This window comes from Mycolicibacterium doricum (assembly GCF_010728155.1).
Lineage (GTDB): Bacteria > Actinomycetota > Actinomycetes > Mycobacteriales > Mycobacteriaceae > Mycobacterium > Mycobacterium doricum.
The window spans coordinates 2986803-3010909 of record NZ_AP022605.1; the positions used below are offsets into that span (position 1 = coordinate 2986803).

Genomic DNA, 24107 nt, shown 5'->3' on the forward strand with positions numbered 1-24107 from the left:
CGTGATGGATGAGATCTATGACGCTAGTCACAGTGTGAGGGTATGACGCTGGTCACATGATGCGGAAGGCCTGCATGGGCCAACTCTGGCCCTGAGGGGCCACCGCAAGGGGAGCTGCACGGGGCGTGGGTGTCGGGCCGAGCCTCCTCCGACTCGAGCTGCTCGGCTGTCTTGCCCGGCCGGCCTCGGCGTGCCCACAACGCCGTCAATGCGCTTTGCTTGGCGGGACGGTGGCCACTGTCACTCCGCACACCTTGCGACACTCCGCGACCATGACCCTCCTGCGCGCCGGCATCGACGTCGCGGTGATCGCCGTTGGCTCGGTCACGACAGCCCAACCGCGACTAGCAACTACTTACATGCCGACCTGGCGCTCGAGGATCAGAATCGGATGAGTCCTCGGATGTTGCGGCCTGATCGCATGTCTGCGTAGCCGTCGTTGATCTGATCGAGGGTGTATTCACGGGTGACCAACTCGTCGAGTTTGAGATGTCCGGAGTTGTAGAGTTCGACGAGCCGCGGGATGTCGTGTACGGCGTTGGACGAGCCGTAGAGGGCACCGCGGATCTGCTTTTCATACAGCGTCAATTCCAGCAGTGAGCCCGACATTGAGGTGTCTTCGGGGTGTCCGATCGCGGTGATGACCACACGGCCGCGTTTACCGACCAGCGACAGCGCCTCGGCGGTGTAGGCCGCTTCGGCGACGCCGGTGGTCAGGATGCAGACGTCGGCGAGTTTGCCGCGGGTGATGTCGCTGATCAGTGCCCAGGCCTCATCGACGGTGGCAACGGCATGCGTCGCGCCGAAACCGCCGGCTTGTTCGCGTTTGAACTCCACCGGGTCGACGGCCGCGATGGCCAACGCGCCGGCGATGCGGGCGCCTTGAATCGCATTCATCCCGATGCCGCCGGCGCCGATCACGACCACCGTGTCCCCGGCCCGCACTTCGCCGGTGTGCACCGCCGAGCCGTAACCGGTCGTGACACCGCAACCGATCAAAGCCGCCTTGTCCAACGGTGTCCCGTGGTCGACTCTGACCACGGACGCCTTCGGTACCACGGTGTATTCCGAGAACGTGCCCAGCAAGCACATCTGGCCGATGTCCTCACCGCGGGCATGGAAGCGGTAGGTGCCGTCGACGGCCATGGAAGCGGTAGGTGCCGTCGATCTGGGGGTTCTTGGCCTGTGAGATCAACCGAACACCGTCCCAACTGCTTGACAGCGGCATTCGATGCCATCGACTGCGCCTCGCGACCGCGCCGACGCCAGGTCCAGCCAGTCAGTGCTGGGCGATTGGAGTGCTGACTACGATGCCGTCGAGAGCCGGGCCGATCTTGATCTGGCAGCCCAGCCGAGACGTCCCGTCGGCGCCTTCGCAGAATTCCAGCATGGACTTTTCGGTGGGCTCTATCGGCGGTAGTTTGTCGAGCCAGTCGGCTTCGACGTGCACGTGGCAGGTGGCGCAGGCACATGCACCGCCGCAGTCACCGTCGATGCCTGGCACCAGGTTCGACACCGCGGCCTCCATCAGAGACTCGCCGGCGATCCCGTCGACGGTTCTGGATTCTCCGTTGTGGTCTACGTAGGTGATCTTGGTCATTTCAATCCTTTTGCAGTAAGGGCAACTAAGGTCGCCGATTTGGGTTGGATAGCGGACAAGGGCAGCACCCAGTCGAGTGATACCGCGGCGGGTATCCGACCGTCGCGCCAGTAAAACGCTGCGAACGACGTGGTGTCCGGCTCGCCACGAATCGCTACCCGGTCAGAACCGCGGCTCAGGCCGGTGGCCGCAGGCGGGCAGGCGGTCTCGGTGGTACCGACCCCAACAGCCCCTTCACCGGTAGGCGGCGGGCCAGAAATGCCTTCGATCACGGGGGCCGGTGATAAGGCGACACCGGCTCCGCCCCGACGAGAACGGTTCGTCCGTCGAATTCGTTTAGTCGCAGGCTGGCCACCGCCTGCCCGCCGGCGTGACGGCCGCTGACGACGAGGACGGCTTGGTTCATTTGGCGTCATCTCCTCGAACTCGCCGTATCAAACGTTGATGCGAACGGGCAGGGACTCGTAGCCGTTGATGAACGGCGACGTCACCCGGATGGGGGCTCCAACCATCTCGATCTGCATCGGTTTGGGCCAACGCTTGAGAAGCTCCTCCCACACGATTCGCAACTGCAACTCGGCCAGGCGGTTGCCGACACAGCGGTGAATCCCGAACCCGAATGAGAGGTGATGGCGGGGCCGGGCACGATCGATGATGAATGCATCCGGATTCTCGATGGCCTCCGGATCGCGGTTACCCGACACGTACCACATCACGACCTTGTCGCCCTTGCGGATCGACTTCCCGCCGATCTCGGTGTCGGTCAGAGCGGTGCGGCGCATGTGCGACAGCGGTGTCTGCCAACGGATGACCTCGGGGACCATGGAACTGACCAGGGCAGGATTGCCGCACAGTTTGCGATACTCATCGGGGAACTCGTTGAGAGCGACGATGCCGCCCGTCATCGAATTGCGGGTCGTGTCGTTACCGCCGACGATCAACAACAGGATGTTGCCCAAGAACTCTTCCGGCGTTTGGTTTCGGGTTGCCGGGGAATGCGCCATCATCGAGATGAGGTCGTTACGCGGTTCGGCGTTAACGCGGTCATTCCACAGCCCTGTCATGTAAGCGGCGCACTCAAGCAACTCGCCCATCCGCTGTTCCTCGGACTCGATCAAGCCGGCACCGGGAATGGCCGTCGTCACATCGGACCAACGTGTCAACTTGGCGCGTTCCTCCCAGGGAAAGTCGAACAAGGTCGCCAACATTTGTGTGGTCAAGTTGATCGACACGTTTTCGACCCAGTCGAATGTCTCATTGAGAGGCAAACTGTCAAGCAAACTCGCAGTGCGCTCACGGATGACCGACTCCATCTTGGCGAGGTTCTCCGGTGCGACGATCGGACTGACCGCCAGACGCTGCGCATCGTGTTTGGGGGGGTCCATCGCGATGAACATCGGCAGGCTCGCGGCCTTGTTGTCGTCCATGATCGTAATGCCGCCGAATTTCGCCTCCGAGGAAAAGAGTTCGGGTGAGGTATCCACCTGCATGATGTCGGCGAACTTCGTAATCGACCAATATGGGCCAAACATGCTGTTCCTGCAGAAGTGGACCGGGTCCTCCTCCCGTAACCGCTTGAAGTACGGCTGCCACGTGCAATTTCGGTACAGTTCCGGATCGCTGACGTCGATGTCGTCTAGAGCGACCGCATAAGCACCTCCCGAATCGAGCCCGCTAATTGCCGCAGAAGTCTTGTTCACTGTTGCTCCTCAAGATCGATGACCCGGTCGCGTAGAGGCGACGAACGCAGGGTGGGTCTCACCGGCGTTCCAGCCGTTTGGGTACGTGAGGCACAACAGTTTCGTCGTCGTGTTGCCCACGGTTGTGTCCTGCGCTACGTCTAACCTGCCCAAGTGACCAGCATCACCGCACCGGGCATTCGTGCCAACTCTGGCCCACGTGGGCCAACCGCATCTCCGTGCTGTGCCGGTAGGGGTTGGTTGGCGGGTCAGGGAAGACAGCGGATGCGGTGCCCCGCGCGTTGGTGATCCGTTGTGGCGCAGCGCCAGAAGCTGTGACAGGGCAGGTTGGCCAGCCCAGTGGCTTTGCCTTCGCGGGATGCAGAGCGCGGGCAGCGCTAACTCCCGGCAGGTGCTTGGCATCGCCGCGGTGGTCGACCAGCCGCCACATCGTGGTCGTCGAGGCCGCCGCACCGAATACATCCTCACGGTCCCGCAGAGCTGCCCGACTCCCGTCAATACAGTCAGCGCCGTCGGCTACCGCCGCCGCCAGACACGCGACCGGTGCGTAGACCCATGGACCCGTACGTGTCCGCTAATGCGGCGGTCCCGCTGCGATCTAGATCGCGGCATGGCATGCGAGGCGCGCATGGCAATCAGTGGCCTTCCGGTCCCTTCAGCGCCCGACCTGCTTACTCGATCGGAACCCGAACGGTCGCTATGAGCCCGCCGCCGTCGCGCGCGCTGAAATCGACCCGTCCACCAATCGCTTCAAGAATTTGCTGCACGATCCAGAGGCCCAGCCCTGCGGTCCCGCGGCGGTCGCCGACGCTGACGTACTTGGCCGTCAACCCGCCGAGACCTTGAGCGGGGATGCCGGGACCGTGGTCGGCGATCTCGATGACGATGTCCTTGCCGGTGCGCGCGCACGTCACCTCGACGGGAGCATCGCGGCTGTGCCGGGAGGCATTCTCCAGCAGGTTGGTCAGCACGCGCCGCAGCCCCTGAGCGTTGACCGCTACCGCCCCGACGTCGCCGCTGACCGTCAACCGCAGCTGCGATGGAGCCCGGCCTACGGCGTCGGCGGCAGCGGTGATCAGGCCGACGATGTCGACGCGGCGGACTCGGCCCGCCGAGAAGGTGGGGTGCCGGCTCAACGCGACGTCGGACAAGGCTTCAAGCATGTCGGCGAGGTGCTCAACGTGGCGGCCGGCCAGCCGCATGCTGGCGGAACGGTCGGACTCCGTCATCGGTGTGGCCGATGTGAGCGCGTCCGTCAACGCCTCCAAGGAGGCGATCGGGGTGCGGAGTTCGTGCACGAGCACCTGTAGTCCGTCCTGCTGGGACTGATAGGACTGTAACAATCGGTTTCGCAGGTCACGTTCCTCTTCGGCGGCGGCGTGTTCGGCTTCGGCCTCGACCAACGCCCGAACACCGGATCGGTGTTCGCGTTCGGCTAGGGAAGACAACCCCGCCGTGATGATCGCCGTGAACACAAGGTACAGCGCCCACCAAGTGCTCTCGGGCACCGGCGTTAGTGCGACATTCGCGGCACTGGAGGCCAGTAGCGCGACGGCGATGTACCCGGCGGCCAGTACCATTGCCAAGCCCAGCGTCTCAGAAAACGACAGCCGAGCCGCGGAGGCGATGACGACCAGCATCAGCACCGACACCGCCGGGCTGTGTACCCCGCCAGTCAGAGCAACGAACACCAGCGCGAACATCGAGTCGAAGCCGGTGACCAGCCAACGGTAACCCGTGCGGCGTAGCTCCAGCTGCGGATGCACGAACAGGATCACCGCGTAGACCATCGTCGTCGCCACCAGCACCGCGAGATACACGCGGACCCCTGGCGGGGCGGCGGGCAACAGCATCCCGAGGGAGATCACCACAGCGACCCGCACGCCGACGACGGTGCGAGCCAGCCCGCCGCCGTATCCCGTTGCCATCCAACGGTGCTGATGGACCGATCTCACCGGCCCGACATTAGGGCCGGAGTAGCGTCTCGGCAATGAGCACCAAGCCGTACGTTGTTGCGATCGTCGACGACCACGAGCTCTTCTCGCAAGGGCTGGCTTTGCTGCTCAACCGGCACTGGGGCGAGCTGTTCACCGTCGGAGGGCACACCGCCTACGTCGAGGAGGCTGCCGAGCTGGTGGCACGCTGCGCGGCCGACGTCACGATCGTCGACTTGTCCATGCCGCCACTCGGCGGGTTGGCCGCCATCCGGCAGATCAAGGCTCGTCATCCCAAAACCCGGATATTGACGCTGTCGGGAACCGGCAACCTCGAGTTGGCCGAGGACGCGCTGCGCGCCGGCGCCGACGGATTCCTTCCCAAGACGGCGCGGCCCGAAGCACTGGCCGGCCCGCTATGGACCATCGCCGAAGGGTGGCGGGTCATCGACGGCGCGCTTCTTGACGAGCTGCTGGCCAAATCTCACGAACCGCGGCCCGCGTTGCGGGAAAATCTCAGTACGCAGGAACTCCAATTGTGGAGGTTGGTTGCCACGGGCATGGAGACCAGCGATATCGCGCGGCGGATGGTGGTCTCCGAACGCACCGCCAAACGGATGGTCGCCGCGTTGCTGCACAAACTCGGCGTCACCAACCGCATCGCCGCCGCAGCAATGGCCGGACGGCTCCGGTTGCTCGACGACCTCACCGACGCCGACTGGTCCCAATGAGCGTTCCGGTCCGCCGGTGTGCCGCGTCGGTCGATGGTTCCCCCGAAATTGTGAAGGGTTTCCTATGCCGCTTCCGGCTTGGTCCTGGATTCCCTGATCTCGTAGTTGACGGGCAATAGCCCGTCGGCGGCACTGTGCCGGCATTGGCGGTTGTAGTCGGCGTTGGTGGTTGGTAGAAGGTGTAGTGCCAGTCGATAACCCAGCCTGCGCGAATGTGATAACGAAAGCTATTGCCCGACAGCACTTCGCATTCCAGCGAGGATAAGACGCCTCCGTAGCAGCAGCATTGTCGAAACACGACCCGACCCGACGACCCATCGACTGCCGAACCCCAACTGCCCGGCGGTCAGCAGCGCATAAGTCTCCGTCATCGCCTTTCGCGCTGATCGTCGGAATCCGCTGTGTCGGAGAGAGTCTCCAAGAGAGCGTGCGGTTTTCCCATGATGTCGAGGGCGGCTTCGGTGGTACCGGCGGCCGGTGCAGTCGAGCACGCGCGGGCAGTCTCGACGACCAGGTGCCCGCCACGGCGGCCAATGCTGGAAGTTGTCCGTTTGCCGTTGCGCCACACGAATGAGCCCCGACGCCACCTCAATGGCCGCAGCACCGAGAAGCATCAGGATCCGCACCGCCCGCAGGTAGCTGAGTCTGAGCTGTGCATTGACACCCGAATGACCGAATCACTGACAACGAGCTGCGGCCTCTCACCTCAGGGACGGTGGTCCACGGTTGGCGACAAGTCCGAAACTGCGGGTGAGACGGCTGAGGTTTCCGAGTCGGCCGGTCCTTACCCTTGCTGACGAACGTCGCCGGCGAGCATGCCGAACGTGTTCCCACGACGCGCCAGCGGCTACAGACGCGATGAGCAGCTCACGATCGACCGGGCGGCTGTACGTCCTGCCGGCTATGTCGATATCTTTGGTGCGTCGCTTGGGCGGCCGGGTGTCCCCCTGCGGCCGTTGGGCCTCCGCCGCTATCCCGCCGCCGGCGTGGCGCCGGTGACGGGGTCGGACTTCCCAGGCCGATTGCAGTTGCTGGAAGGCCGCGTGATGGTCCATCAAGAGGACGCCACGATGGTCGCCCCCACGCCAACCTCCATGTTTGCGCGTCGCGCGAAAATCGGAGCTAAGGCGGTGTCGCGGTTGCGGTCCGTCTATTCGCAACCGGTCCCGTTGCCGTCTCGATCAAGCCCGTAGACGTCAGTTGCGACCACCGTCACAGGACCCGAGACATATGACGGTCCGTTTCCGCTACCACCAGCACAGTCGACATCGCTGTCGATCGGAACGCAGACACCCGAGTAGTTCGAATCACATGACGATGCCGGCTGCTGCGGTAAGGGCGCCGTCGGCGCGGCGCTTGCAAGTGGCGCGAACGCCACCGCGGCGGCAGCGATCGCCAGTGTGTCGACTGAAAGACGGAACCACATACTTCTTTCCCCATCCCTGTGGACTGATATCCCTGTGAACTGATCTATTCCAGCCCGCGCGAACAGCGTAAGGGTTCCGTGATGTGGATCACAAATCTCATCCCCCCGATCGGGGTTAGCTAGCCTCAAAGTTTCACGGTCGCCCGAGTTCTCCCCTGGCGGCGGCTGAGGAGAACTCGGGGGACCGTGGAGGGTCGAGAGCTGGCGCGGTGACGCGGATCGGCGGTAGGTCTCGGAGCCGCTATGATCGCCGGGGTTTCCCCTGGTGTCCTTCATCTCCGTGGCCCTGGCCTGATCTGTGTGCCGTTTCCAGCTCCCGCCGGTCAATCCGTGCATGCGGTTCTCCCGCACACGGCTTACCGACGCCGTTCACCGACGGCATTCGGCACCACCCGCCAAGCCTGGAACGGCCTGGGTGCGGCGACAAGCCGAGCAAAGCGAATCAGCCCGAGTTGGTTGTCGGCGGCGAAGGCGATCACCCACCATCCGTATCCTCGGGGACGATGATGCTTCTTGGCGATGAATCCCGCCAGCCGCATCATCGCGTAGGTTCTGATCGTGGAGAACTGCTGAATCGAGTTTCCATACCGGAAGTACCCGGCCCATCCCCGTAGGAAGCGATTGACGTCTCCCACGATGTAGTTCACCGGCAGCATCGTGCGCCGCCGACCCGTGAGCTCACGAATCCGGTTGCGTGCGTGCTGCATCGCTTTGCCCGCGGGCCAGCGAGCGAGGAAAGTGGCACCTTTGCCGCCGGTGCGCCTGCGCGCACGCACCCACCGATGGTGGAAGCCGAGGAAATCAAAACCCTCACCTCCCTCGGCCAGGTGCACGATCCTCGTCTTGGCCGCCTTCGGTTCCAGCCCGAGTTCGGCCAACAGTGCCCTCAGTTGCGCCAGCGCGGCCTGAGCCTGCTCACGCGAACGGCACATCACCACGGCATCGTCGGCGAACGGACCAGCACCCCGTGTGCCCGCACATCCCACGACCGGTCAATCCGGTGCAGGTACACGTTGCACATCAAGGGGCGTGACCACGCCGCCCTGTGGGGTTCGGGTCACCTCGCGCCGGAGCGCACCGTTGCTCATCACCCCTGCACGCCGCATCGCGCGCAGCAGTGTGAGCACGGCCTGATCGCACACGCGCGTTCCTCGACCGCCTGCATCAACTTATCGTGCGGAATCGCCGACAAACAGTTCGCGATGTCCGTCTCAACCACCCACCGGCGACCTCGCCAGGCCTGGTCTACGAGAACCTGTAGAGCGTCGTGCGCAGCTCGCTTCGGGCGGAACCCGAACCAGCACGGCATGAAGTCGGCCTCGAAGATCGGCTCGAGCACGATCTTGCACGCGGCCTGCACAATCCGGTCTCCAACAGCGGGAATCGACAACGGGCGCTGCTCGGTCGTGCCCGGCTTCGGGATGACCACCCGACGCGTCGGCAACGGCCGATACGACCCGTTCCGCAATTCGAGGGCCAGCTCGTCGAGCAGCCGGACGATCCCGTACTGCTGTTCGATCTGATCCAGCGTGGTCTCGTCGACGCCCGGAGCGCCATTGTTGGAGCGCACCGCGACCCACCCGCGCCACAGGACATCTCTGCGGCAGATCTCGTCCCGCAACGCATCAAACCGTCGCCCGGGGTCGGCCTTGGCCGCCCGGTAAAGCGCATGCTGCAGGGCACGCACCGGATCCGCAGGCGCGGACCCCGAAACGATGGGACTAGCCGAAACGGCACTCACCGGGCACCTCCACAACACGCAACACGCATCGACGAAGCAGCGGCCCTTCCCTCCCCGGCGGTTATGTTGTCCGCTCGGCTCAACCAGTACTATGGCCGCCTCCGACACCCTTCCGGCTGGCCACTCGTTTCCCGAGGTCATCGGTTATCAAGCGCCACGCTCGAGCAACACCATCCCGCAGATCACCGGGCCGGGGAGGGCCTCACCAGTTCCCGCCGCCACTATCTGAACGTTCCGCGCCCCATACGCCGGGGAGTCCTTCAGCGTCTGCACTTCCAGGTCTTCAACGCCTTCCATGGCCTTCACCCCAATTTCGGGGGCTCGGCACTCCCTGCTCCCCACCCTCACCGGGCGGAACCTCTAACGACGCCGCAGGCTTCGCGTCATGCTACGGACCGCTCAGTCGCTTCCCCTTTCAAGGACTTTCGACACTGGGCTTCCACCTGATCCGTTTCCAAACCAAGCCGCCAGTCTGCTACCGGGCCTCCTGGCAACTACCCGGACCGGACTTACACCGGCAAGCGACGACGAGCTTACGATCACAGGCCACCTACACAAGGCCACCCGCAATCTGCTGGTCGCACGAACTATTGAGGCCCGCGTGCGCTGGCTTTCGTGTCGTGCGCTATCACATACGCCATAGCTACGAATCTCCATCGGCTATCACCGATTCGCCCGCCAACAGGTGTGCGGCGACGACCGGCATTCGGTACGGGTCTAGGTCGGCCTCCGCGTAGGCCACGCCCGTGCGCTCGCTGCTGTTGATGTACCAGTACAGAGCGCGAATTCCGTTGGGCCGGTGCTGTTGTGCCATTTGTCGCGCATGGTCCGTACGGATCAGCCACACGTGATCCCGAGACAGGTCAGCACCAGCGAGCCATTGCGCTTGGCAGGTGTCAGGGAAATTCAGACCAAATATCGGCTTACCGCCAGGCTGTTGCGACTTGGGTACTAGTACGGATTTCACCTGGATAGTCGCAGCCACCTTGGTACCGGGTACGTACATCACCAGATCAATCCCCGAATCGGTGGTCAATCGTGCGCTATCGATCCCGTACTTGAGCAACTGATATTGCACCAGCAATTCACCGGCTGCCCCGATGTGCTGAGTCTTGATTACTGCCGGACTGGTCACGCCGTCTCCCCCGTCTTCGCCTTCGCCTGTTGGCGGGCCAATACCTTGCTTACCGTGCTGGCGTACCATGCCTTGCCACCTTGGGCGGTAGCGATCCCGTCACGGGTCAGTCCGTCAGCGATCCCGCGCAGCGATGCGCCTTCGACTCGCTCGGTCACGATTCGCGACACAATCTCAGCCGGTAGCGCCGATGGCCTGCCAAGGCGCACACCTTGCGCTCGCTTCACCGCCAGCGCCTCGCGGGTTCGCTCGCTAATGCGGTCGCGCTCGAATCGGGCCACAGACGCGAACATGGATAGTTGCAGCTTGCCCGCCGCGGTAAACGTGTCAATATCCATGTCACCTAACACGATTCCCCACCCGTGACGTGTCGCGAAGTCCTCTTCGATTTCGAGAGCCACGCGCACGTTGCGAGCCAATCGGTCGAGCTTGGCGACAATCAGCCGGTCGGCCTTATCGCTGGCCAGGTCAGCCAGTGCGCGTTTGAGTGCTGGTCGCTGATCGATGCGCTTGGTTACGCTCACGTTCTCGTCTACGTACTCACCAACGATTTCGTAACCGTTTTGGGCAGCGATACGGGTACAGGCCGCCCGCTGCGCCTCTACCGACGTGGCCTGATCGTCTGTGGACACGCGCAGATACATCACGGCGCGGCTGCCGGTGCGCTTGCCGGGTGCGGTCATGGTCGGACCGTACACCAAACGCCCCATAGGTCGAAGACGTAGTGGAGGTACACGTTGGCCAGCAACGGCGACGCGGAGCCGCCCTGCGGTGCACCACCCACGCTCTCCGACCATTCCCCGTCCTCAACGGCTCCCGCGCTCAACCATTTCCGGATGAGCCGCAGGACCCGTTGATCCGCGATCCGGTGCTCGAGAAACTTCTCCAGCCAACTGTGATCAAGCTGGTTGAAGAAATTGCGGACATCCGCGCCGAGCACCCAGTTCACTTTCCTGCGTTCGATCCCAACCGCGAGCGCATCCAACGCGTGATGCGGGCCGTGTCCTGGCCGGAACCCGTAGGAAACCCCCTGAAATCCGCCTCGTAGACAGCGTTCAATACCTCGACGACGGCCCGCTGGACGATCTTGTCCTCCAGCGAGGCGATACCGAGCGGTCGCTGCCGCCCGTCCGCCTTCAGGATGTACACGCTCCGTGACGGTTTCGCGTGGTAGCGCCCACTGTGCAGCCGTGCGTGCAAGTCGTCGAGGTTGGCCCCCAACTCATGCCGATAGACCCCCACGTCACCCCGTCCACTCCCGGCGCGGCCTTCCGGCGAAGCGCCCAGAACGCCGCCCGCAGGCGATCGACGGTGACATGGTGCAGCAGCGCCGTGAACCGCACGTCATTATCCTGTCGTGCTACCTGACGCACACGATCCAGCGCACTTGGCACGCCTGGTCCGGCCCTGTGTCCAGAGCGTGTTTCGCTGGCCGTGTTCCCCTTGGTCATGCCCCCTTCCCTCCATCACCTCCGCCGCCACGGACGTGGCCTTGTTCAGCGACTTCGCAGGTACTACGGGCATGTCCGACTTCCCACGCTCTTGCATCTCCGGCATGCCGCCTCAACGTTCCCCCAGCGGCCCGCCCCTCGATCAACGACGGCGGGCAAGACATGGGATCTCCCGGTTCTCACGCATGAAGATTCCGTACATGCACAGGTTCTCTGACCGCGCGGGGTCCATCGACGACTCGCGATAGCGCAGCCGACGATGTTGCCTTCCGCCAAGTTCGACGACGTCGGCACCCCCGGACTCTCTCATTTCGTGGCTCAATAGCCCACCCCTGTCCAACGCTTCGCTGCGCCCTCACGGAACGCCGACGCATGGCTCGGGGCCACCGTCGACCGCTACTCCTTCGATGTAGAGCTCTCACATCTCCTTCTTCATGCCGGTTTATCCCGGCGCTTTCCGAACTTACGAGCGAGACCACCGACGCGACGCGCCGGTGGTCCTACAACTGGCAACCCCGGTAGTCCCATCACCCTGGCAAAATCAGGGCACACTGGTCCTAAGCTCATGGAACACGTCGGTGCCCCCAGTCGGACTCGAACCGACACTTGGCGGATTTTAAGTCCGCTGCCTCTGCCAATTGGGCTATGGGGGCGTTGCAGCTCAGACCCTATTCCATCTCCTCGCGCAGCCAGCGGGCGTCGCCGAAGGTTGGCGCTGTCCGCTGACCACTGCGGCGTCGACTCCGCGGCGCTGGACGCGTCGAGGCCCAGCCCCGGTCGGCGAACGAACTCCGGCACCGGGGTAGCCGTGAACATCAATATTTGAGAAGGGGCTGGCTGGCAGCAGAGTCGGATCGAGTGAACAGCTCGGACAGGCGCGCTTCCAGATGGGAGCAGGAGCGTCACCAGCGAGCTTCGCCGCCGGCCTCATGGGCTCAACAAGAATTCGGCCACATCCCAATTTCGCCTCCGCGGCAGCCCCCGGATGGGATGATCGATTGGACGGAACGGAAGGAACGCCATGTCCGAACTAAAGACGCCGACCGCTGTATTACACGAAGGCCCCCGCAGTCTGTCGGAAGCCGAAACCGCCGATATCGAACGGCAAGACCTGAAGGGAATTCGCCAGGTCGACATCGACGACGTCATCGAGTATGTGCACCACGGCCTGAGGAAACTCCCTGACTTCGAAACCCTGTACCGCAAATACCTCAAGCAGCGGTGGGACGTCTACGAACTGGACTTCACCCAGGACCGCATCGACTGGACCGAGAAGATGACCGAGGAGGAGAGGGAGTCCTTCGTCGGGATCGCGTCGGGATTTCATCACGGCGAACGGCAGGTGGAGATCGAGCTGCCGGTGTTCATGATCGGCGCCACTGAGGAGGAGAAGCTCCACATCGCCGCCCAGATCGAGGACGAGGCTCGACACACGGTGTTCTTCGACCGGTTCTACCGCGAGGTGGTGGGTATCGGGGGCGCCGACATCATGGAGGTGCTCGACCGTACCTTCCCGTGGGTGCAGGAAACGTTCGTCGGTCCGTTCGGATTGCTCGCATATCAGGCGGACGAACTGCGCAGAAATCCCTATGACCAGCGTGCTCGCGTCCGGTACGGGACGACCTACTTCCTGTGGATCGAGGGTGTGCTTGCGCTGTCGGTCATGAAGGTCACCCTGTCCTACGCGCGCTGGCGCGGTTTCCTTCCCGCGTACTACACCGGGTTCACCGCGACGTGCCGTGACGAGTCGCGACACGTGCAAGGCGGTATGCGGTACCTCCAGGACGCGGTGCGGCGTGACCCGACGATGTTGAAGGAGATCCACGACACACTCAACACCATCCTGATGATCAGCGGCGTTTCCAGCCGGACGTTGTACTACGAACCGCTGGGTTGGACCGAAGACGAAGTTCGTGTCCTGCTGATCCAACAGCTTCGTCGAAAGATGAACGACGTCGGCATTTCTCTGTCCCAGGAGTTGGACGACCTGCTCGTGCAGATCCAGCCGGTGCTGGCAGGGGGCTGACCATGACGTCGCCGATATTCTTCAGTCCGTCATGGGCCGAGGCCGTGGGGAAGGCGCTCGAGGCCGGCCCCGACGAAGCAACCCTCGCCGGGAAACTGCCGGAGTACTGGGATTTCTGCAACCTGATCCGCTACACGTACCGCTCCTCGTGGGCGCTCGGCGTCCGCGATCTGCCCGCGGAGCTGGGCGGTGGTGAGCGCTATCTCGTGGTGGCGTGGGGCGACGGTCATGTCACGGATTGCCGCATTGTCGACGGTTCCGAGACGGCGGACGCTACCTACGTTCTGGCCGCCGACTTCCGAGACTGGAAAGCGTTGCACGAAGGCTACGACGCACTGCGGACGGTGATGTATCGAAAGCTTTTGTTGGAGCGCGGCGATCTGCTGGAGTTCTTCAAAGCCATTTACTTCTTCGTCGAGTCGCTGGCGCTGATCGCCAAGGTGCCCACCAGCTTTCCCGCAAACGCAGAAGCCCTCGCCCCTACCTGACCGTCTTCAAAGTCTGGGTTGCGGCAAAGTCTGGGTTGCGGCGCAGGAAGGCCAAGCCGCCGTGTCAGCCCCGCCCCCTGAGAATGGACCGCGTCGTGGTCCGTCTGCGGGCCGGATGTGCCGTTCTGTGGCATTTTCGGGCACTTTTGTGTCTTCTCACCGGGTCGGTGCCGATCGGTATACCGTGCCGATATGAGCGGTTATCGAGACCTTTTCAGGGCCAGCATCGACGAACCGGAGAAGTTCTGGGCGAAGGCCGCCGAGGCAGTCACCTGGACGCGCGAGCCGACCCGCGTCCTCGACGACACCAACCCGCCGTTCTACCGCTGGTTCCCTGACGGCGAGCTGAATACCTGCGTGAACGCCTTGGACCGCCACGTCGACGACGGCCGCGGTGATCAGGCCGCGCTGATCTACGACTCGCCCGTCACCGGCGCCAAACGCACCTACACCTACCGAGAATTGCTCGATCAGACCGCACGGTTCGCCGGCGCACTGCGCGGGCTGGGCGTCCAGAAGGGCAACCGCGTCGTCATCTACCTCCCGATGGTGCCCGAGGCGCTGATCGCGATGTTGGCGTGCGCCCGCTTGGGCGCGGTGCACTCCGTGGTCTTCGGGGGATTCGCCGCTCATGAACTCGCCACACGCATCGACGACGCCAGGCCCACCGCGGTGGTCTCGGCCTCCTGCGGTGTCGAACCGACCCGCACCGTCGAGTACAAACCGATGCTCGACGCCGCACTGGACATGGCCGAGCACAAACCGGCCGCTTGCGTCATCCTGCAGCGCGATCGTCACCGCTGCGAGCTCACCGCCGGACGTGACCACGACTGGACCGACCTGATCGCCGGCGCCGAGGCCGTCGACCCTGTGCCGGTGGCCGCCACCGACCCGCTCTACGTCCTCTACACCTCGGGCACCACCGGCAAGCCCAAGGGCATCGTCCGCGACAACGGCGGCCATGCCGTCGCGCTGTTGTGGAGCATGCGTCACATCTACGACACCCAGCCTGGCGACGTGTACTGGGCCGCCTCGGATGTCGGCTGGGTGGTCGGGCACTCGTACATCGTGTACGCGCCATTGCTGTTGGGCGCCACAACCGTTCTCTACGAAGGCAAACCGGTCGGCACCCCGGACGCGGGCGCGTTCTGGCGGGTCGCCGCGGAGTACGGGGTGAAGGCGCTGTTCACCGCGCCGACGGCCATCCGCGCGATCAAGAAGGACGATCCGCAAGGCCGTCAGCTGGGCCGCTACGACCTGTCGAAACTCGAATACCTCTTCCAGGCCGGCGAGCGGCTCGACCCGGACACATACCAGTGGGCGTCGGACAAGCTCGGCATCCCGGTGATCGATCACTGGTGGCAGACCGAGACCGGCTGGGCGATCGCCGCCGACCCGATGGGCGTCGAACCAATGCCGGTGAAGCCCGGATCGGCGACGCTGCCGATGCCCGGATACGACGTCCGGGTCCTGCGTTCAGACGGCTCGGAGTGCTCTGCGAACGAAGAAGGCGCGATCTGTGTGAAGCTGCCGCTGCCGCCCGGCACGCTGCCGACGCTGTGGGGTGACGACGACCGTTACATCGCGTCGTATCTGCGCGCGTTCCCGGGTTACTACCTGACCGGCGACGGAGGCTACATCGACGAGGACGGCTACTTGTTCGTGATGGGCCGCACCGACGACGTAATCAACGTGGCGGGTCACCGGATGTCGACGGGCGCGATCGAGGCGGTGCTCGCCGCACATCCTTCCGTCGCCGAATGCGCGGTGATCGGGGTGGCCGACGAGATCAAGGGGCAGGTCCCGCGAGGGTTCGTGGTCCTCAAGACCGGCGCCGACGCGGAGGGGATCGAAGCGCAGCTCGTCGCGACTGTGCGCGACTACATCGGTGCCGTGGCGGCTTTGAGGCAGGTCGACGTGGTCCCCGCGCTGCCGAAGACCCGCTCGGGCAAGATCCTGCGCAAGACGATGCGCGGTATCGCCGAGGGGCGCGACGAGCCGCTTCCCTCGACGATCGAAGACGAGGCGGTGCTGGACAATCTTCAGCCGGTGCTGCGTGAGAAGCGGTAGCGACCGCTTCTATCCCGGTATCGCCAAACAACTTTGGCCACTTCGGTTTCTGCTGTCACAATTCGCGGTGTTTTGTCGGCGGTTCGAACTAGTGTTCGAGGTATGGATGGAGAAGCGGTGCTCGCGGCGTTTGCCGGATTCGAGGCAGCTCGCGAGGCGCTCGCCGGCTTATCCGTGGAGTCGCTGACCGCCGCCCAGACGCTGACCGTCTTGCAGATGCGTGAACGCGGGCATCGCCGCGACCTGGCTCGACCACGCCCTGACCGCCCGCCTCATCGACCAAGCCGATCCCCATGAGATGGGCGCCACGTCGATCAAGAAGCTGCTCACCGAGCGGCTCCGAATCACCGACGCCGATGCCGGTGACCGCCTCACCGACGCCCGCCAATTGGGGCCGAAGTACACCCTCACCGGCGAACGACTGCAGTCCGATCTGCCCCATACTGCCGACGCGTTGTCTCGCGGCGTGATCGGCGTCGCCCATGTGCGGATCATCCAGGACTTCGTGAAAAGACTGCCGACATGGGTGTCGTTCGCCCGCCGCGACGACTACGAACACGACCTCGTCACCCACGCGCAGACGTTGGTGCCCGAGGACTTCCGCAAAGTCGCCGAGACCTTGCTGGCCCACATCGACCAGGACGGCGCCGAACCCGACTACCCCACCCAACAACGCCGCCGCACCGTCACGGTAGGCCGCCAGCAGGCCGACGGGATGAGCCACCTCGACGGCTGGATCGACCCCGAATTCCGGGCCTTCCTCGATGTGGTGCTGGCCAAACACGCCGCCCCCGGCGCCAACCTGCCCCACCACGACACCCACCACGACACCCACCACGACACCCACGACGACACCCACGATGCCGCCCGCACCGGCCGCGACCACCGCACCGCCGGCCAACACCACCACGACGCCATCAAAACCGTCCTGCGCGACACCGTGGCCTCAGGCCGGCTCGGTCAGGTCGCCGGCGTGCCCGCCACCATCGTCGCCAGCACCACCCTCGGCGAACTCGAACGCGCCGCCGGATGGGCCCACACCGGCGGCGGCAACCGCCTGCCCCTCCGCGACCTGATCCGCATGGCCGCCACCTCCCGGCACGAACAAGGATTGCCGCACGGCTCGGCACGACCGTTCGGCTACGAACCCGACAAGATCACAATCCGCCCCGCCGAAGCGAAAGTCATTCGGGAGATGGTCGACCGCTACCTTGCTGGCGCGTCGATCCGGTCGCTGACGATCAGGCTCAACGACACCGGTGTCGCCCCAGCGGTAGCGAAGTCGTGGCAAACCACCGCGGTGCGCCAAATCCTGATTTCCGGGCGTATCGCCGGGCTCCGCGAGCATCATGGCGAGGTGATCGGCGCGGCGGCGTGGCCGGCGATCATCACCCCCGCCGAACGCGACCGCATCCTGGCCCGGATGACTGCCCGCTCGGTGACCAAGACTCGCGCCCCACGCACCTACCTACTCTCAGGCATGCTGCGGTGCGGGCGCTGCGGGAACCGATTGTTTCCCAAGCCCGCCATAACAATCCGACTAACCGGGTTCGCCGCTACGTCTGCTTGAAAGGCCCCGACCATGGCGGCTGCGGCCGAGTCACCGTCGTCGCACTACCGGTCGAGGAACTGCTCACCGACGCGGTGCTGACCCGCCTCGACTCACCACAGCTCGCCGACGCGCTCAACGGTAGGGCCAGGGTCGATGCTGATGTCGCCGCATTGGCGGCCCAGCTCGACGCTGACACAACCCGGTTGGATGAGTTGGCCGGACTGTATGCCGAGGGTGCGGTATCAGCGCGGGAATGGATCGCTGCCGCGACCCCATCAACGACCGCAGCGCTGCAGCGCGCCGCGACATCGCCAAGGCCACTGACACCAGTGCAGTGGTGGATTTGGCGGGCACCGGTAACGTGCTGCGCGGCCAATGGAATGACCTCGACATCGACCGCCAGCAAGCGGTCGTGAAATCGGTGCTTGATCACGCCGTGATCGCGCCCGGCACCCCCGGCTCCCGCAAGTTGGATATCAACCGGGTCCAGCCAGCGTGGCGCATCTAGTCTAGACAGCGTTGGATGCCTTTCGCTTCTCCGATCAGAGCCCCTGCCGGTTTGATCGCCATGTCATCGGGTTGTACCCGCCGAGCCATGGATCGGCATTGTCGGAAACGCTTGGTAAGGTCAGGGCTCTCACGCGGTTTGACTTGTGCCCCATACTCATTCAACAGATTGAAACGACTTGGCGACCGTTCAGGTGTGTCGTGGGTATTGGTAGCCGTCGCGCAGATCGGGCCGAGAGTTGATGTGTGCCCACAGCTTCGACGAGTACACCTTGTCCTTGCGGATGCTGTCGACGAGTTCGGCGAGCATCACCAGCCACGCCCATGGTGACGCTGTCTGATAGAGCTGCGGCTCGGCACGTTTGAAGTTGTTGAGCACTGGCGGCGGGATTTCCGGTACGCGGTGCCATACGCGGGAGTGGTGAGCGCAGATGTTGCGCAGTACGACCAGCGATCTCATCAGTGATGCGGTGAACCCGGCGTGGGGAAACCCGAAGGTCTTACACACGGCGGTTCGGACGGTGTGCTGATCGAGCAGCCCATACATCTTCGATAGTGTTCCGAAGGTGAGCACCTCCACCGCTGCCCATATCGGTGGCGTCTCGTTCTTGGCGGTGTGATGAGCCACGAATTTCTCTTTGGAGCGAGTGAGTTCGCCTCCGATGTCGGTGATCAGGAAGTCCCGAAGCACATTGCCGTAGCGGTCTCGCTTGTCGATGTAGGACGCGGGGTCCAGATAGCTGTCAACGGGCATGTGCATCGCCACGTAGTAGGCCAATCGTGAACGGAACGTCACTTCCAGGATTGACAGTCCTTCCATCAGGATGCAGCGCAGTTCGTGGTCGAAGGTGTAGGTCGACCTGATCTGAGCCACGGTGCCCGCAGCGGTGAACCGGTTGTCGCCGTGGCCTGGCCGGACCTGGAAGTATCGCCAGTATCCCGAGAGCCGGTAGTAGTTGTTGTCGATCAAGAGGCGCACCGCCGCGTGATACTCGCCTTGCGCTGCTCATAGTCGTCATGGGACGGAAGCGGAATGGGCAGGCCTCGTTGGGCCAGCAGCTCGATCTGCCTATCGATCGGCAGCGCAGGTTTCACCATTCCGGGCATACTAGCCAACGAAAAAGCCCCGCCTGGTTGGGGAAGCTTGCGCTCTAGCCCTGGCGGGGTCTGTTACCTGGAATCTACACGATATACGCGACAACGAAAAGCCCGGGGCGCCGCGATGCTCAGTATTCGCGGTCACAGCTGCTTCTGGCCTGCGAATCGCGTCGGCAGCTGGCGGGTCTGCGAGGTCAGCCGGCCTTTGCCACCCTGATGGCGTCGACACGCCTGATGACGTCAGCATGGCTTGGGGATCGATCAGTGAGGTTTACTCCCCGCTCGGCGCTCTGCTTGGCCAACGGCAAAGAAGGCAAAGGGCAGGACTGGCAGCGGCCCGACGCCGACTGACGACCGCCGCAGCTACCTGACCCCGCAGAATTCGATAGGAACATCGGGATGCTCGGTGGGCATCAACGTTGAGGGGATCAGTAGCCGCGCAGCTCTTTGATTTCCTGGGGGACCTCGGTGGCATGCTGTTTGTTCCAGGTGCCGTGGTCGTCTGGCGAGACGTAGAAGGTTCCCACGTCGCTGGACAGGATCCACAGTTGATGGGGTTCGGTGGTTAGCCAGGTGAACAGCACGCCGTGGCGGGTGCTGTAGGCGGCATCGTCGCGGTAGACCTCGTTGCCGTCTTGGTCGCGGATGACATCGACCAATGTCTTCACCGTGTTCTGCGGCTCACCGTCCTCGGCATAGGCGGTGTAAAGCCCCGACGGCGAGGTTTTCGGTTCTCCGGGGCGCACGGCACGCTTGTCGATCTCGTTGTCGCGACCGAACAGGCCGCAGCCGACAACGGCCGCGGCCACCGCGAGCACGAGCGTCACGGTGGTGACGATTCGGAATGTCATTGGTACGGGTAGCCTTTCGCGCTCACCAAAGCTCCGCTCTGGTCGAGGATAAACTCGGTTTGGCTGTGCCAGCCGATGTGAATTTGGTAGGGCTGCGCCTGCCCAAGGGTGATGATCTCAGCGACCTTGTCTTTGAACGTATCCGTCGCGTACTGGGCATTGGCGTCGATGATGTCGTTCCATTGATAGCCGCCGTTCACTGTCACCTTGTAGGCGCCATCGGATAACGGTTCCACGTGGGTTGTCCCGTCAATTTTGAAGCCGCCCGCGTCGGCGTTGGTGCCGTTGAGGTACTGGTATCCGGTGATGGATTCACCGTTCTGCGTTGTCGCAGCGAACTGATCAGAGTAGTCGCGGTCAGCGCCACCACCCGCCAGGTATTCAGTGAGTGATTGTTGAGCTTGGCTGTGCACGTGGCCGTCGAGTTCTCGGGCCAGGCCGTTGTGGTTCATCATGTATTGCGACCATTCGGGGTTGTCTTGGATGGTCCAGTCACGGCCTCCGCCGACGAGGTAGCGGTCGAGGATGGCGCGTCCGGCCCAGTCGCTGTCGAGCCAGTCGCTGCCGCCGCTATCGCCGCCTTCGGGTCGCCGGAACAAATCGTCGTCGCGGACCCGCCGCCCGTATTCGCCGTCGGGATCGCGTTCGCGCCCGTCGGGGTGGCGGGCGTCGCGGTCACCGCCGATTTCGTTGTCGACGGGCTGGATTGTTGCGTCCTGGCCGCTGTTCTCCCCGTCGAAGGTGACGGTGTCGAGTTCGGTGGCTTTGGCGGTGATCCGCCGGCCGATGAGGGTGTCGGTGGCAGAAGCTGTTCGGCGTTCCACCGGATATTCTCGGCGTGTTCGGCAGTGGCGGTGTATCGCGCTGCCATGGTGGAGATATCGATTCGTCGGGTATCGGTCACGCCCAAGTCGTCGCTGACCCTGAACCCGTCGGCTTCCGCTTCGCGGATCGCCTCCAGTGCGTCGCGCTGGGCCGCCCGAAGATCACCCGCACCGGCTGACGCCAAATCGGCAGCAGCGCGCACGGTGTCGCTGGCCGCGCGTACGACGCTGCTGTCCCGCGTAACACGGTCGAGTGCTGCGTCTTTAGCCGTACCTTCCCAGCCGGTGCCGCCCGGCGCAGCAATATTCTGTCGGTGCTGGTCGATTAGTTCGTCGGACTCGCCGGCTGAGGTTCGCCACCGTTCTGCGGCGTCCTCAAGGTGGGTGATGTCCCAGGTTTCGATCTGCGAGCGCGTCGGTACCGCAGCTGCCGGTGCCTTCACCGCGCTCATATCGTCCTCGTCACGTCCTCGGCAGCGGATTCGTCGGTGCGGGTGTACACCGCGCCCGCGGCCCGCAGATCGCTGCCCTGACCCTGTACCCGTCGGGCTTGGCGCGTCCGTGCCGCGGCCAGTGACCCGTCCAGCGCGGCCACACCCGCGTGACTTGGTTGGCTACCCGCTGCGCTGCCGCTGGGGTTGGCCGCCAGTCCTTGGGCGATGTCCACGCTGGCGGTTGCAGCCGCGCTGAGTCCTGCCGCATCGACGGCCAGCCGATCTGGCACCACAATCCCCCTCGACCACAGATAGCTATCCGGCACAGTATCACCTGACCACACCCCTGTTCGTCAGCAGCACCGGGTTTGCTACCGCCGCACGTCATCCCCATCGCAGCAGGTCGGTGAGCAATTTCGACGCGCAATCGCCTCCGTGAGCGTGAGCTGCGGTCCGGGTATAAACCGGGTGTCGTACCGCCCTCTTATGGTCGGGGCATGGTTACTCCACCTTTTCCGCTTCGTGTTCCTGCTTCCCGCCCGTCACGGTGGCAAAACTGGGTGCTCAATGCCTTGTATTCGGGTGATCGCCGCACCGTCAACGACTGGCTCGGGTTGATGAACAGCCACCTGCACACGCCAGACGGTGCCACGGCGATGGCCACCGCCCGCTACACGGTGCAGTTGCTCGGCTACGCCGAGGATCTGCGAGCCGCGGCCCAAGTACTGGCTGCGCACGGTCATCCGGCCGGGCGGGCGTTGCTTGCCGATGCCGCCCTCGACCTCACCGCAGCATTGGACCGTCTCTATCCCGCACGTGACGTCCTGCTACACGCCGCGGGGGCCGACCGCGTCACCGACACCGACGAGCAATGAGCGAAGGGGTGGCGATGACCGGGTGGTGCGATCAGCTGCGCACCTGGGTACATGAGCGCACCCGCCCGCACACCACTGGGTCGGTGTCCGAGCCGGTGACCGATGAGCAGGTGCGAGCGGCGTGGGAGCCACTGTCACCAGTGACGGCACACAGCTGGCGAATCAATCCGCTACTGGATTGGCCGCTGCAACCGTATGCCGGGATGTCCAAGGTGTGGTTGTGGTCACGGTTTGTGGACTGGTCGGCCGATCGGGAGGACGACTGGATCGCCCTGGATGAACGGGGCACCGGTCCACCGAGGCGGTCGAGGATGGATGCCGCGACCATGGAGATGCTCACCGACGCCCAAGCCGATGAGCGCCATACGCGGATGCTGGCCTGGTGGTCACACAATCAAGAGCCTCACCTGCGCCCCACTGATCAGGCCGCCGCGGTGAGTGTGTGGTTGTGGCGCAACAGGTTACGCGATCAGGCCGTCGATGTGTACGCCAGAATCTGGCGGAAAGTCTGCGATCGACGCGAGTCGGAGAGCCGTCTACCCTGGCCGGCGGATGGCGCCCTGCGGGGTTTTCGGCGCGCGGCCTACCGCGACTGGGATGATGACGACCAGTCGGCGTTCGATGCGCTGTTCACTGAGCGTCACGTCACCCCAGACATCGACGAGGGACTCGGCGAACTGACCCCGTGACCACTCGTAGCGGGGTATCCGGGCGGCACCCTATCGCTCGTTGCGCTGGCGATGCGGATGACGGCCACTTCACGTCGCGAGTGAACCGGCATTGAATCGTGGTTCGTGCTGCTGCCTGGTCGCGGTCGAGCGTGTTGGCTGACGGTCGATGTCAAGGCTCAACCCGGTGGTTGACCGCACGCGGCGCTGGCCTTGACACCAACTGCCAGCCAACAGGACTGCGCTGATATGACCAGGCGAGAAACAACATAGCTGTTGGGGCTCCTTCGTGCTGGCACTCGCTCAGATCTGTCGGTTGCCGTGCTCAGCGCAGCAGGGTGGCGATATCGGGGAGAATGGCGGGATTGGTGATGGTGACGGCGAGTTGTTGGCGCTCACAGGATTCGACCAGCCAGGCGGTGAATTCTTCACGACTATAGGACTTCTCGATCCTCCGCTCCGCGTTGCCCTTATGGATGCTAGCCATCGGGCACCCCGACAGGAGCGTCACGGCGCTGTGGTTGCAGTGCCTCGCGCGCGGTATGACGCTGCTGGATGCGACGCAGTGATGCACTGATGATCAACGTGCGGTCGCCGACGCTGGGGTGGCCGGCGCGGTCAAACTCCCACGCCACCAGATCGTCAGCATCAAAAGAGCTAGTGGAGTCGTCGCCCAATGTTGAATCAGTCTGTTGTGCAGCGTTTTTTGCGTGTTGTTCGTGGGTCCAGGTGGCGCGTCGTTCGCGCAGTGCGGTCATGGTGGTGGAGTAGCGCCGGGATTTGCTGGTGATGTGGCCGCGGAAACCGAGGGTGTGTAGCCAGCGCCTGATGCCGCTAACTCCTTGGTCGGCGAGATCGCTGATGGTGCCCAGGATGGCGCGCACATGCGCGGACACCTCCAGGTCGCCGATGGCTTCGGTCGAGAGGGCCGCTGCGAGGGCACCGGCTCCGGCTACATCCCGCGAATCGGCGACCACATATCCCGCGGATCGGCGA

The 24107-nt window shown here is 64.1% G+C and carries 23 protein-coding genes, 1 tRNA gene and 4 pseudogenes; 8 read left to right on the forward strand and 20 right to left on the reverse strand.

The window, feature by feature from the left end:
* Positions 1-381: 381 nt before the first annotated feature.
* From G6N07_RS14530 to G6N07_RS14560, 7 genes and pseudogenes are all read right to left on the reverse strand, one after another.
* Positions 382-1140 (reverse strand): annotated as a pseudogene (locus G6N07_RS14530) (zinc-binding dehydrogenase); the annotation flags it as partial.
* A gap of 139 nt (positions 1141-1279) precedes the next feature.
* On the reverse strand, positions 1280-1600 hold the full coding sequence (locus tag G6N07_RS14535; RefSeq protein WP_085192232.1) for a 2Fe-2S iron-sulfur cluster-binding protein: 321 nt from the start codon (positions 1598-1600) through the stop codon (positions 1280-1282).
* Positions 1597-1872: an oxidoreductase C-terminal domain-containing protein gene (locus G6N07_RS21050; RefSeq protein ID WP_163784212.1), complete on the reverse strand. Its 276-nt coding sequence runs from the start codon at positions 1870-1872 to the stop codon at positions 1597-1599. Before G6N07_RS21050 ends, G6N07_RS14535 begins: the two co-directional genes overlap by 4 nt.
* Complete coding sequence (locus G6N07_RS14545; protein ID WP_163784214.1) at positions 1869-2006, reverse strand: hypothetical protein; 138 nt, start codon at positions 2004-2006, stop codon at positions 1869-1871. The genes G6N07_RS21050 and G6N07_RS14545 overlap by 4 nt, the downstream gene beginning before the upstream one ends.
* A 28-nt stretch (positions 2007-2034) precedes the next feature.
* A complete protein-coding gene (locus G6N07_RS14550) occupies positions 2035-3300 on the reverse strand; it encodes a cytochrome P450 (protein ID WP_085192233.1) in 1266 nt (421 codons plus the stop codon).
* A gap of 295 nt (positions 3301-3595) precedes the next feature.
* A pseudogene (locus tag G6N07_RS14555) lies at positions 3596-3899 on the reverse strand (IS1380 family transposase); the annotation flags it as partial.
* 72 nt (positions 3900-3971) lie between these two features.
* Positions 3972-5228, reverse strand: coding sequence for a sensor histidine kinase (locus G6N07_RS14560; protein WP_085192234.1), 1257 nt, complete (start codon positions 5226-5228; stop codon positions 3972-3974).
* Positions 5229-5290: 62 nt separating this feature from the next.
* Here G6N07_RS14560 and G6N07_RS14565 point away from each other — a divergent pair, with 62 nt between their 5' ends.
* Entirely contained in the window at positions 5291-5965 is a 675-nt protein-coding gene (locus tag G6N07_RS14565; protein ID WP_085192235.1) for a response regulator transcription factor, read from the forward strand.
* Between the two features lie 1782 nt (positions 5966-7747).
* On the opposite strand, the gene G6N07_RS20455 is transcribed toward G6N07_RS14565, so the two are convergent.
* The 7 genes from G6N07_RS20455 to G6N07_RS14595 all read right to left on the reverse strand — a co-directional run bounded on the left by G6N07_RS20455 (position 7748) and on the right by G6N07_RS14595 (position 12371).
* Positions 7748-8323 (reverse strand): group II intron maturase-specific domain-containing protein, encoded by a 576-nt coding sequence (locus G6N07_RS20455; protein ID WP_165756773.1) that lies wholly within the window; start codon positions 8321-8323, stop codon positions 7748-7750.
* A gap of 155 nt (positions 8324-8478) precedes the next feature.
* Entirely contained in the window at positions 8479-9132 is a 654-nt protein-coding gene (locus G6N07_RS20460) for a reverse transcriptase domain-containing protein (RefSeq protein WP_170301070.1), read from the reverse strand.
* Between the two features lie 643 nt (positions 9133-9775).
* Positions 9776-10267 (reverse strand): hypothetical protein, encoded by a 492-nt coding sequence (locus G6N07_RS14580; protein WP_085192239.1) that lies wholly within the window; start codon positions 10265-10267, stop codon positions 9776-9778.
* A complete protein-coding gene (locus tag G6N07_RS14585) occupies positions 10264-10950 on the reverse strand; it encodes a recombinase family protein (RefSeq protein WP_085192242.1) in 687 nt (228 codons plus the stop codon). The genes G6N07_RS14580 and G6N07_RS14585 overlap by 4 nt, the downstream gene beginning before the upstream one ends.
* Positions 10947-11252: a reverse transcriptase domain-containing protein gene (locus G6N07_RS21055; protein WP_372507524.1), complete on the reverse strand. Its 306-nt coding sequence runs from the start codon at positions 11250-11252 to the stop codon at positions 10947-10949. Before G6N07_RS21055 ends, G6N07_RS14585 begins: the two co-directional genes overlap by 4 nt.
* Positions 11213-11416: a hypothetical protein gene (locus G6N07_RS21060; RefSeq protein WP_372507523.1), complete on the reverse strand. Its 204-nt coding sequence runs from the start codon at positions 11414-11416 to the stop codon at positions 11213-11215. Before G6N07_RS21060 ends, G6N07_RS21055 begins: the two co-directional genes overlap by 40 nt.
* A gap of 881 nt (positions 11417-12297) precedes the next feature.
* Positions 12298-12371: transfer RNA gene (locus tag G6N07_RS14595), tRNA-Leu, on the reverse strand.
* A gap of 368 nt (positions 12372-12739) precedes the next feature.
* Between G6N07_RS14595 and G6N07_RS14600 the strand changes: the two genes are divergently transcribed.
* The 5 genes and pseudogenes from G6N07_RS14600 to G6N07_RS20805 form a co-directional block, all read left to right on the forward strand.
* Positions 12740-13744: a hypothetical protein gene (locus G6N07_RS14600; RefSeq protein ID WP_197913025.1), complete on the forward strand. Its 1005-nt coding sequence runs from the start codon at positions 12740-12742 to the stop codon at positions 13742-13744.
* Positions 13745-13746: 2 nt separating this feature from the next.
* Complete coding sequence (locus tag G6N07_RS14605) at positions 13747-14232, forward strand: hypothetical protein (protein WP_085192240.1); 486 nt, start codon at positions 13747-13749, stop codon at positions 14230-14232.
* A gap of 192 nt (positions 14233-14424) precedes the next feature.
* The gene (locus G6N07_RS14610) at positions 14425-16302 is read left to right on the forward strand and encodes a propionyl-CoA synthetase (RefSeq protein WP_085192241.1); all 1878 of its coding nucleotides are present in this window, start codon (positions 14425-14427) and stop codon (positions 16300-16302) included.
* A gap of 298 nt (positions 16303-16600) precedes the next feature.
* Positions 16601-17341 (forward strand): annotated as a pseudogene (locus G6N07_RS20800) (DUF222 domain-containing protein); the annotation flags it as partial.
* 60 nt (positions 17342-17401) lie between these two features.
* Positions 17402-18362 (forward strand): annotated as a pseudogene (locus G6N07_RS20805) (recombinase family protein); the annotation flags it as partial.
* Positions 18363-18551: 189 nt separating this feature from the next.
* Here G6N07_RS20805 and G6N07_RS14625 read toward each other — a convergent pair.
* The 4 genes from G6N07_RS14625 to G6N07_RS14640 form a co-directional block, all read right to left on the reverse strand.
* The gene (locus tag G6N07_RS14625; RefSeq protein WP_085189986.1) at positions 18552-19340 is read right to left on the reverse strand and encodes an Abi family protein; all 789 of its coding nucleotides are present in this window, start codon (positions 19338-19340) and stop codon (positions 18552-18554) included.
* A gap of 547 nt (positions 19341-19887) precedes the next feature.
* Positions 19888-20286, reverse strand: coding sequence for a hypothetical protein (locus tag G6N07_RS14630; protein ID WP_179959993.1), 399 nt, complete (start codon positions 20284-20286; stop codon positions 19888-19890).
* 20 nt (positions 20287-20306) lie between these two features.
* Positions 20307-21134: a hypothetical protein gene (locus G6N07_RS19845; RefSeq protein ID WP_179959925.1), complete on the reverse strand. Its 828-nt coding sequence runs from the start codon at positions 21132-21134 to the stop codon at positions 20307-20309.
* 448 nt (positions 21135-21582) lie between these two features.
* On the reverse strand, positions 21583-21858 hold the full coding sequence (locus G6N07_RS14640) for a hypothetical protein (RefSeq protein WP_133055528.1): 276 nt from the start codon (positions 21856-21858) through the stop codon (positions 21583-21585).
* Between the two features lie 270 nt (positions 21859-22128).
* On the opposite strand from G6N07_RS14640, the gene G6N07_RS14645 reads away from it, so the two are divergent.
* Both G6N07_RS14645 and G6N07_RS14650 read left to right on the forward strand, forming a co-directional pair.
* Complete coding sequence (locus tag G6N07_RS14645) at positions 22129-22443, forward strand: hypothetical protein (RefSeq protein ID WP_235849679.1); 315 nt, start codon at positions 22129-22131, stop codon at positions 22441-22443.
* On the forward strand, positions 22440-23132 hold the full coding sequence (locus G6N07_RS14650) for a hypothetical protein (protein WP_085189992.1): 693 nt from the start codon (positions 22440-22442) through the stop codon (positions 23130-23132). The genes G6N07_RS14645 and G6N07_RS14650 overlap by 4 nt, the downstream gene beginning before the upstream one ends.
* Positions 23133-23436: 304 nt before the next feature.
* On the opposite strand, the gene G6N07_RS19740 is transcribed toward G6N07_RS14650, so the two are convergent.
* Together G6N07_RS19740 and G6N07_RS14655 are read right to left on the reverse strand one after the other, a co-directional pair.
* Positions 23437-23598, reverse strand: a complete 162-nt coding sequence (locus G6N07_RS19740) for a hypothetical protein (protein ID WP_165756756.1) — start codon at positions 23596-23598, stop codon at positions 23437-23439.
* Positions 23591-24088, reverse strand: coding sequence for a replication initiator (locus tag G6N07_RS14655; RefSeq protein WP_372507522.1), 498 nt, complete (start codon positions 24086-24088; stop codon positions 23591-23593). The genes G6N07_RS19740 and G6N07_RS14655 overlap by 8 nt, the downstream gene beginning before the upstream one ends.
* Between the last annotated feature and the right edge of the window lie 19 nt (positions 24089-24107).

Bases quoted from the DNA above. Each gene is read 5' to 3' on its own strand.
- G6N07_RS14650 (WP_085189992.1), top strand. From the start codon at position 22,440: ATGAGCGAAGGGGTGGCGATGACCGGGTGGTGCGATCAGCTGCGCACC.
- G6N07_RS14535 (WP_085192232.1), bottom strand. From the start codon at position 1,600: ATGACCAAGATCACCTACGTAGACCACAACGGAGAATCCAGAACCGTC.
- G6N07_RS14560 (WP_085192234.1), bottom strand. From the start codon at position 5,228: ATGGCAACGGGATACGGCGGCGGGCTGGCTCGCACCGTCGTCGGCGTG.
- G6N07_RS14605 (WP_085192240.1), top strand. From the start codon at position 13,747: ATGACGTCGCCGATATTCTTCAGTCCGTCATGGGCCGAGGCCGTGGGG.
- G6N07_RS20455 (WP_165756773.1), bottom strand. From the start codon at position 8,323: ATGTGCCGTTCGCGTGAGCAGGCTCAGGCCGCGCTGGCGCAACTGAGG.
- G6N07_RS14600 (WP_197913025.1), top strand. From the start codon at position 12,740: ATGTCCGAACTAAAGACGCCGACCGCTGTATTACACGAAGGCCCCCGC.
- G6N07_RS14585 (WP_085192242.1), bottom strand. From the start codon at position 10,950: ATGACCGCACCCGGCAAGCGCACCGGCAGCCGCGCCGTGATGTATCTG.
- G6N07_RS14610 (WP_085192241.1), top strand. From the start codon at position 14,425: ATGAGCGGTTATCGAGACCTTTTCAGGGCCAGCATCGACGAACCGGAG.
- G6N07_RS14545 (WP_163784214.1), bottom strand. From the start codon at position 2,006: ATGAACCAAGCCGTCCTCGTCGTCAGCGGCCGTCACGCCGGCGGGCAG.
- G6N07_RS14565 (WP_085192235.1), top strand. From the start codon at position 5,291: ATGAGCACCAAGCCGTACGTTGTTGCGATCGTCGACGACCACGAGCTC.
- G6N07_RS19740 (WP_165756756.1), bottom strand. From the start codon at position 23,598: ATGGCTAGCATCCATAAGGGCAACGCGGAGCGGAGGATCGAGAAGTCC.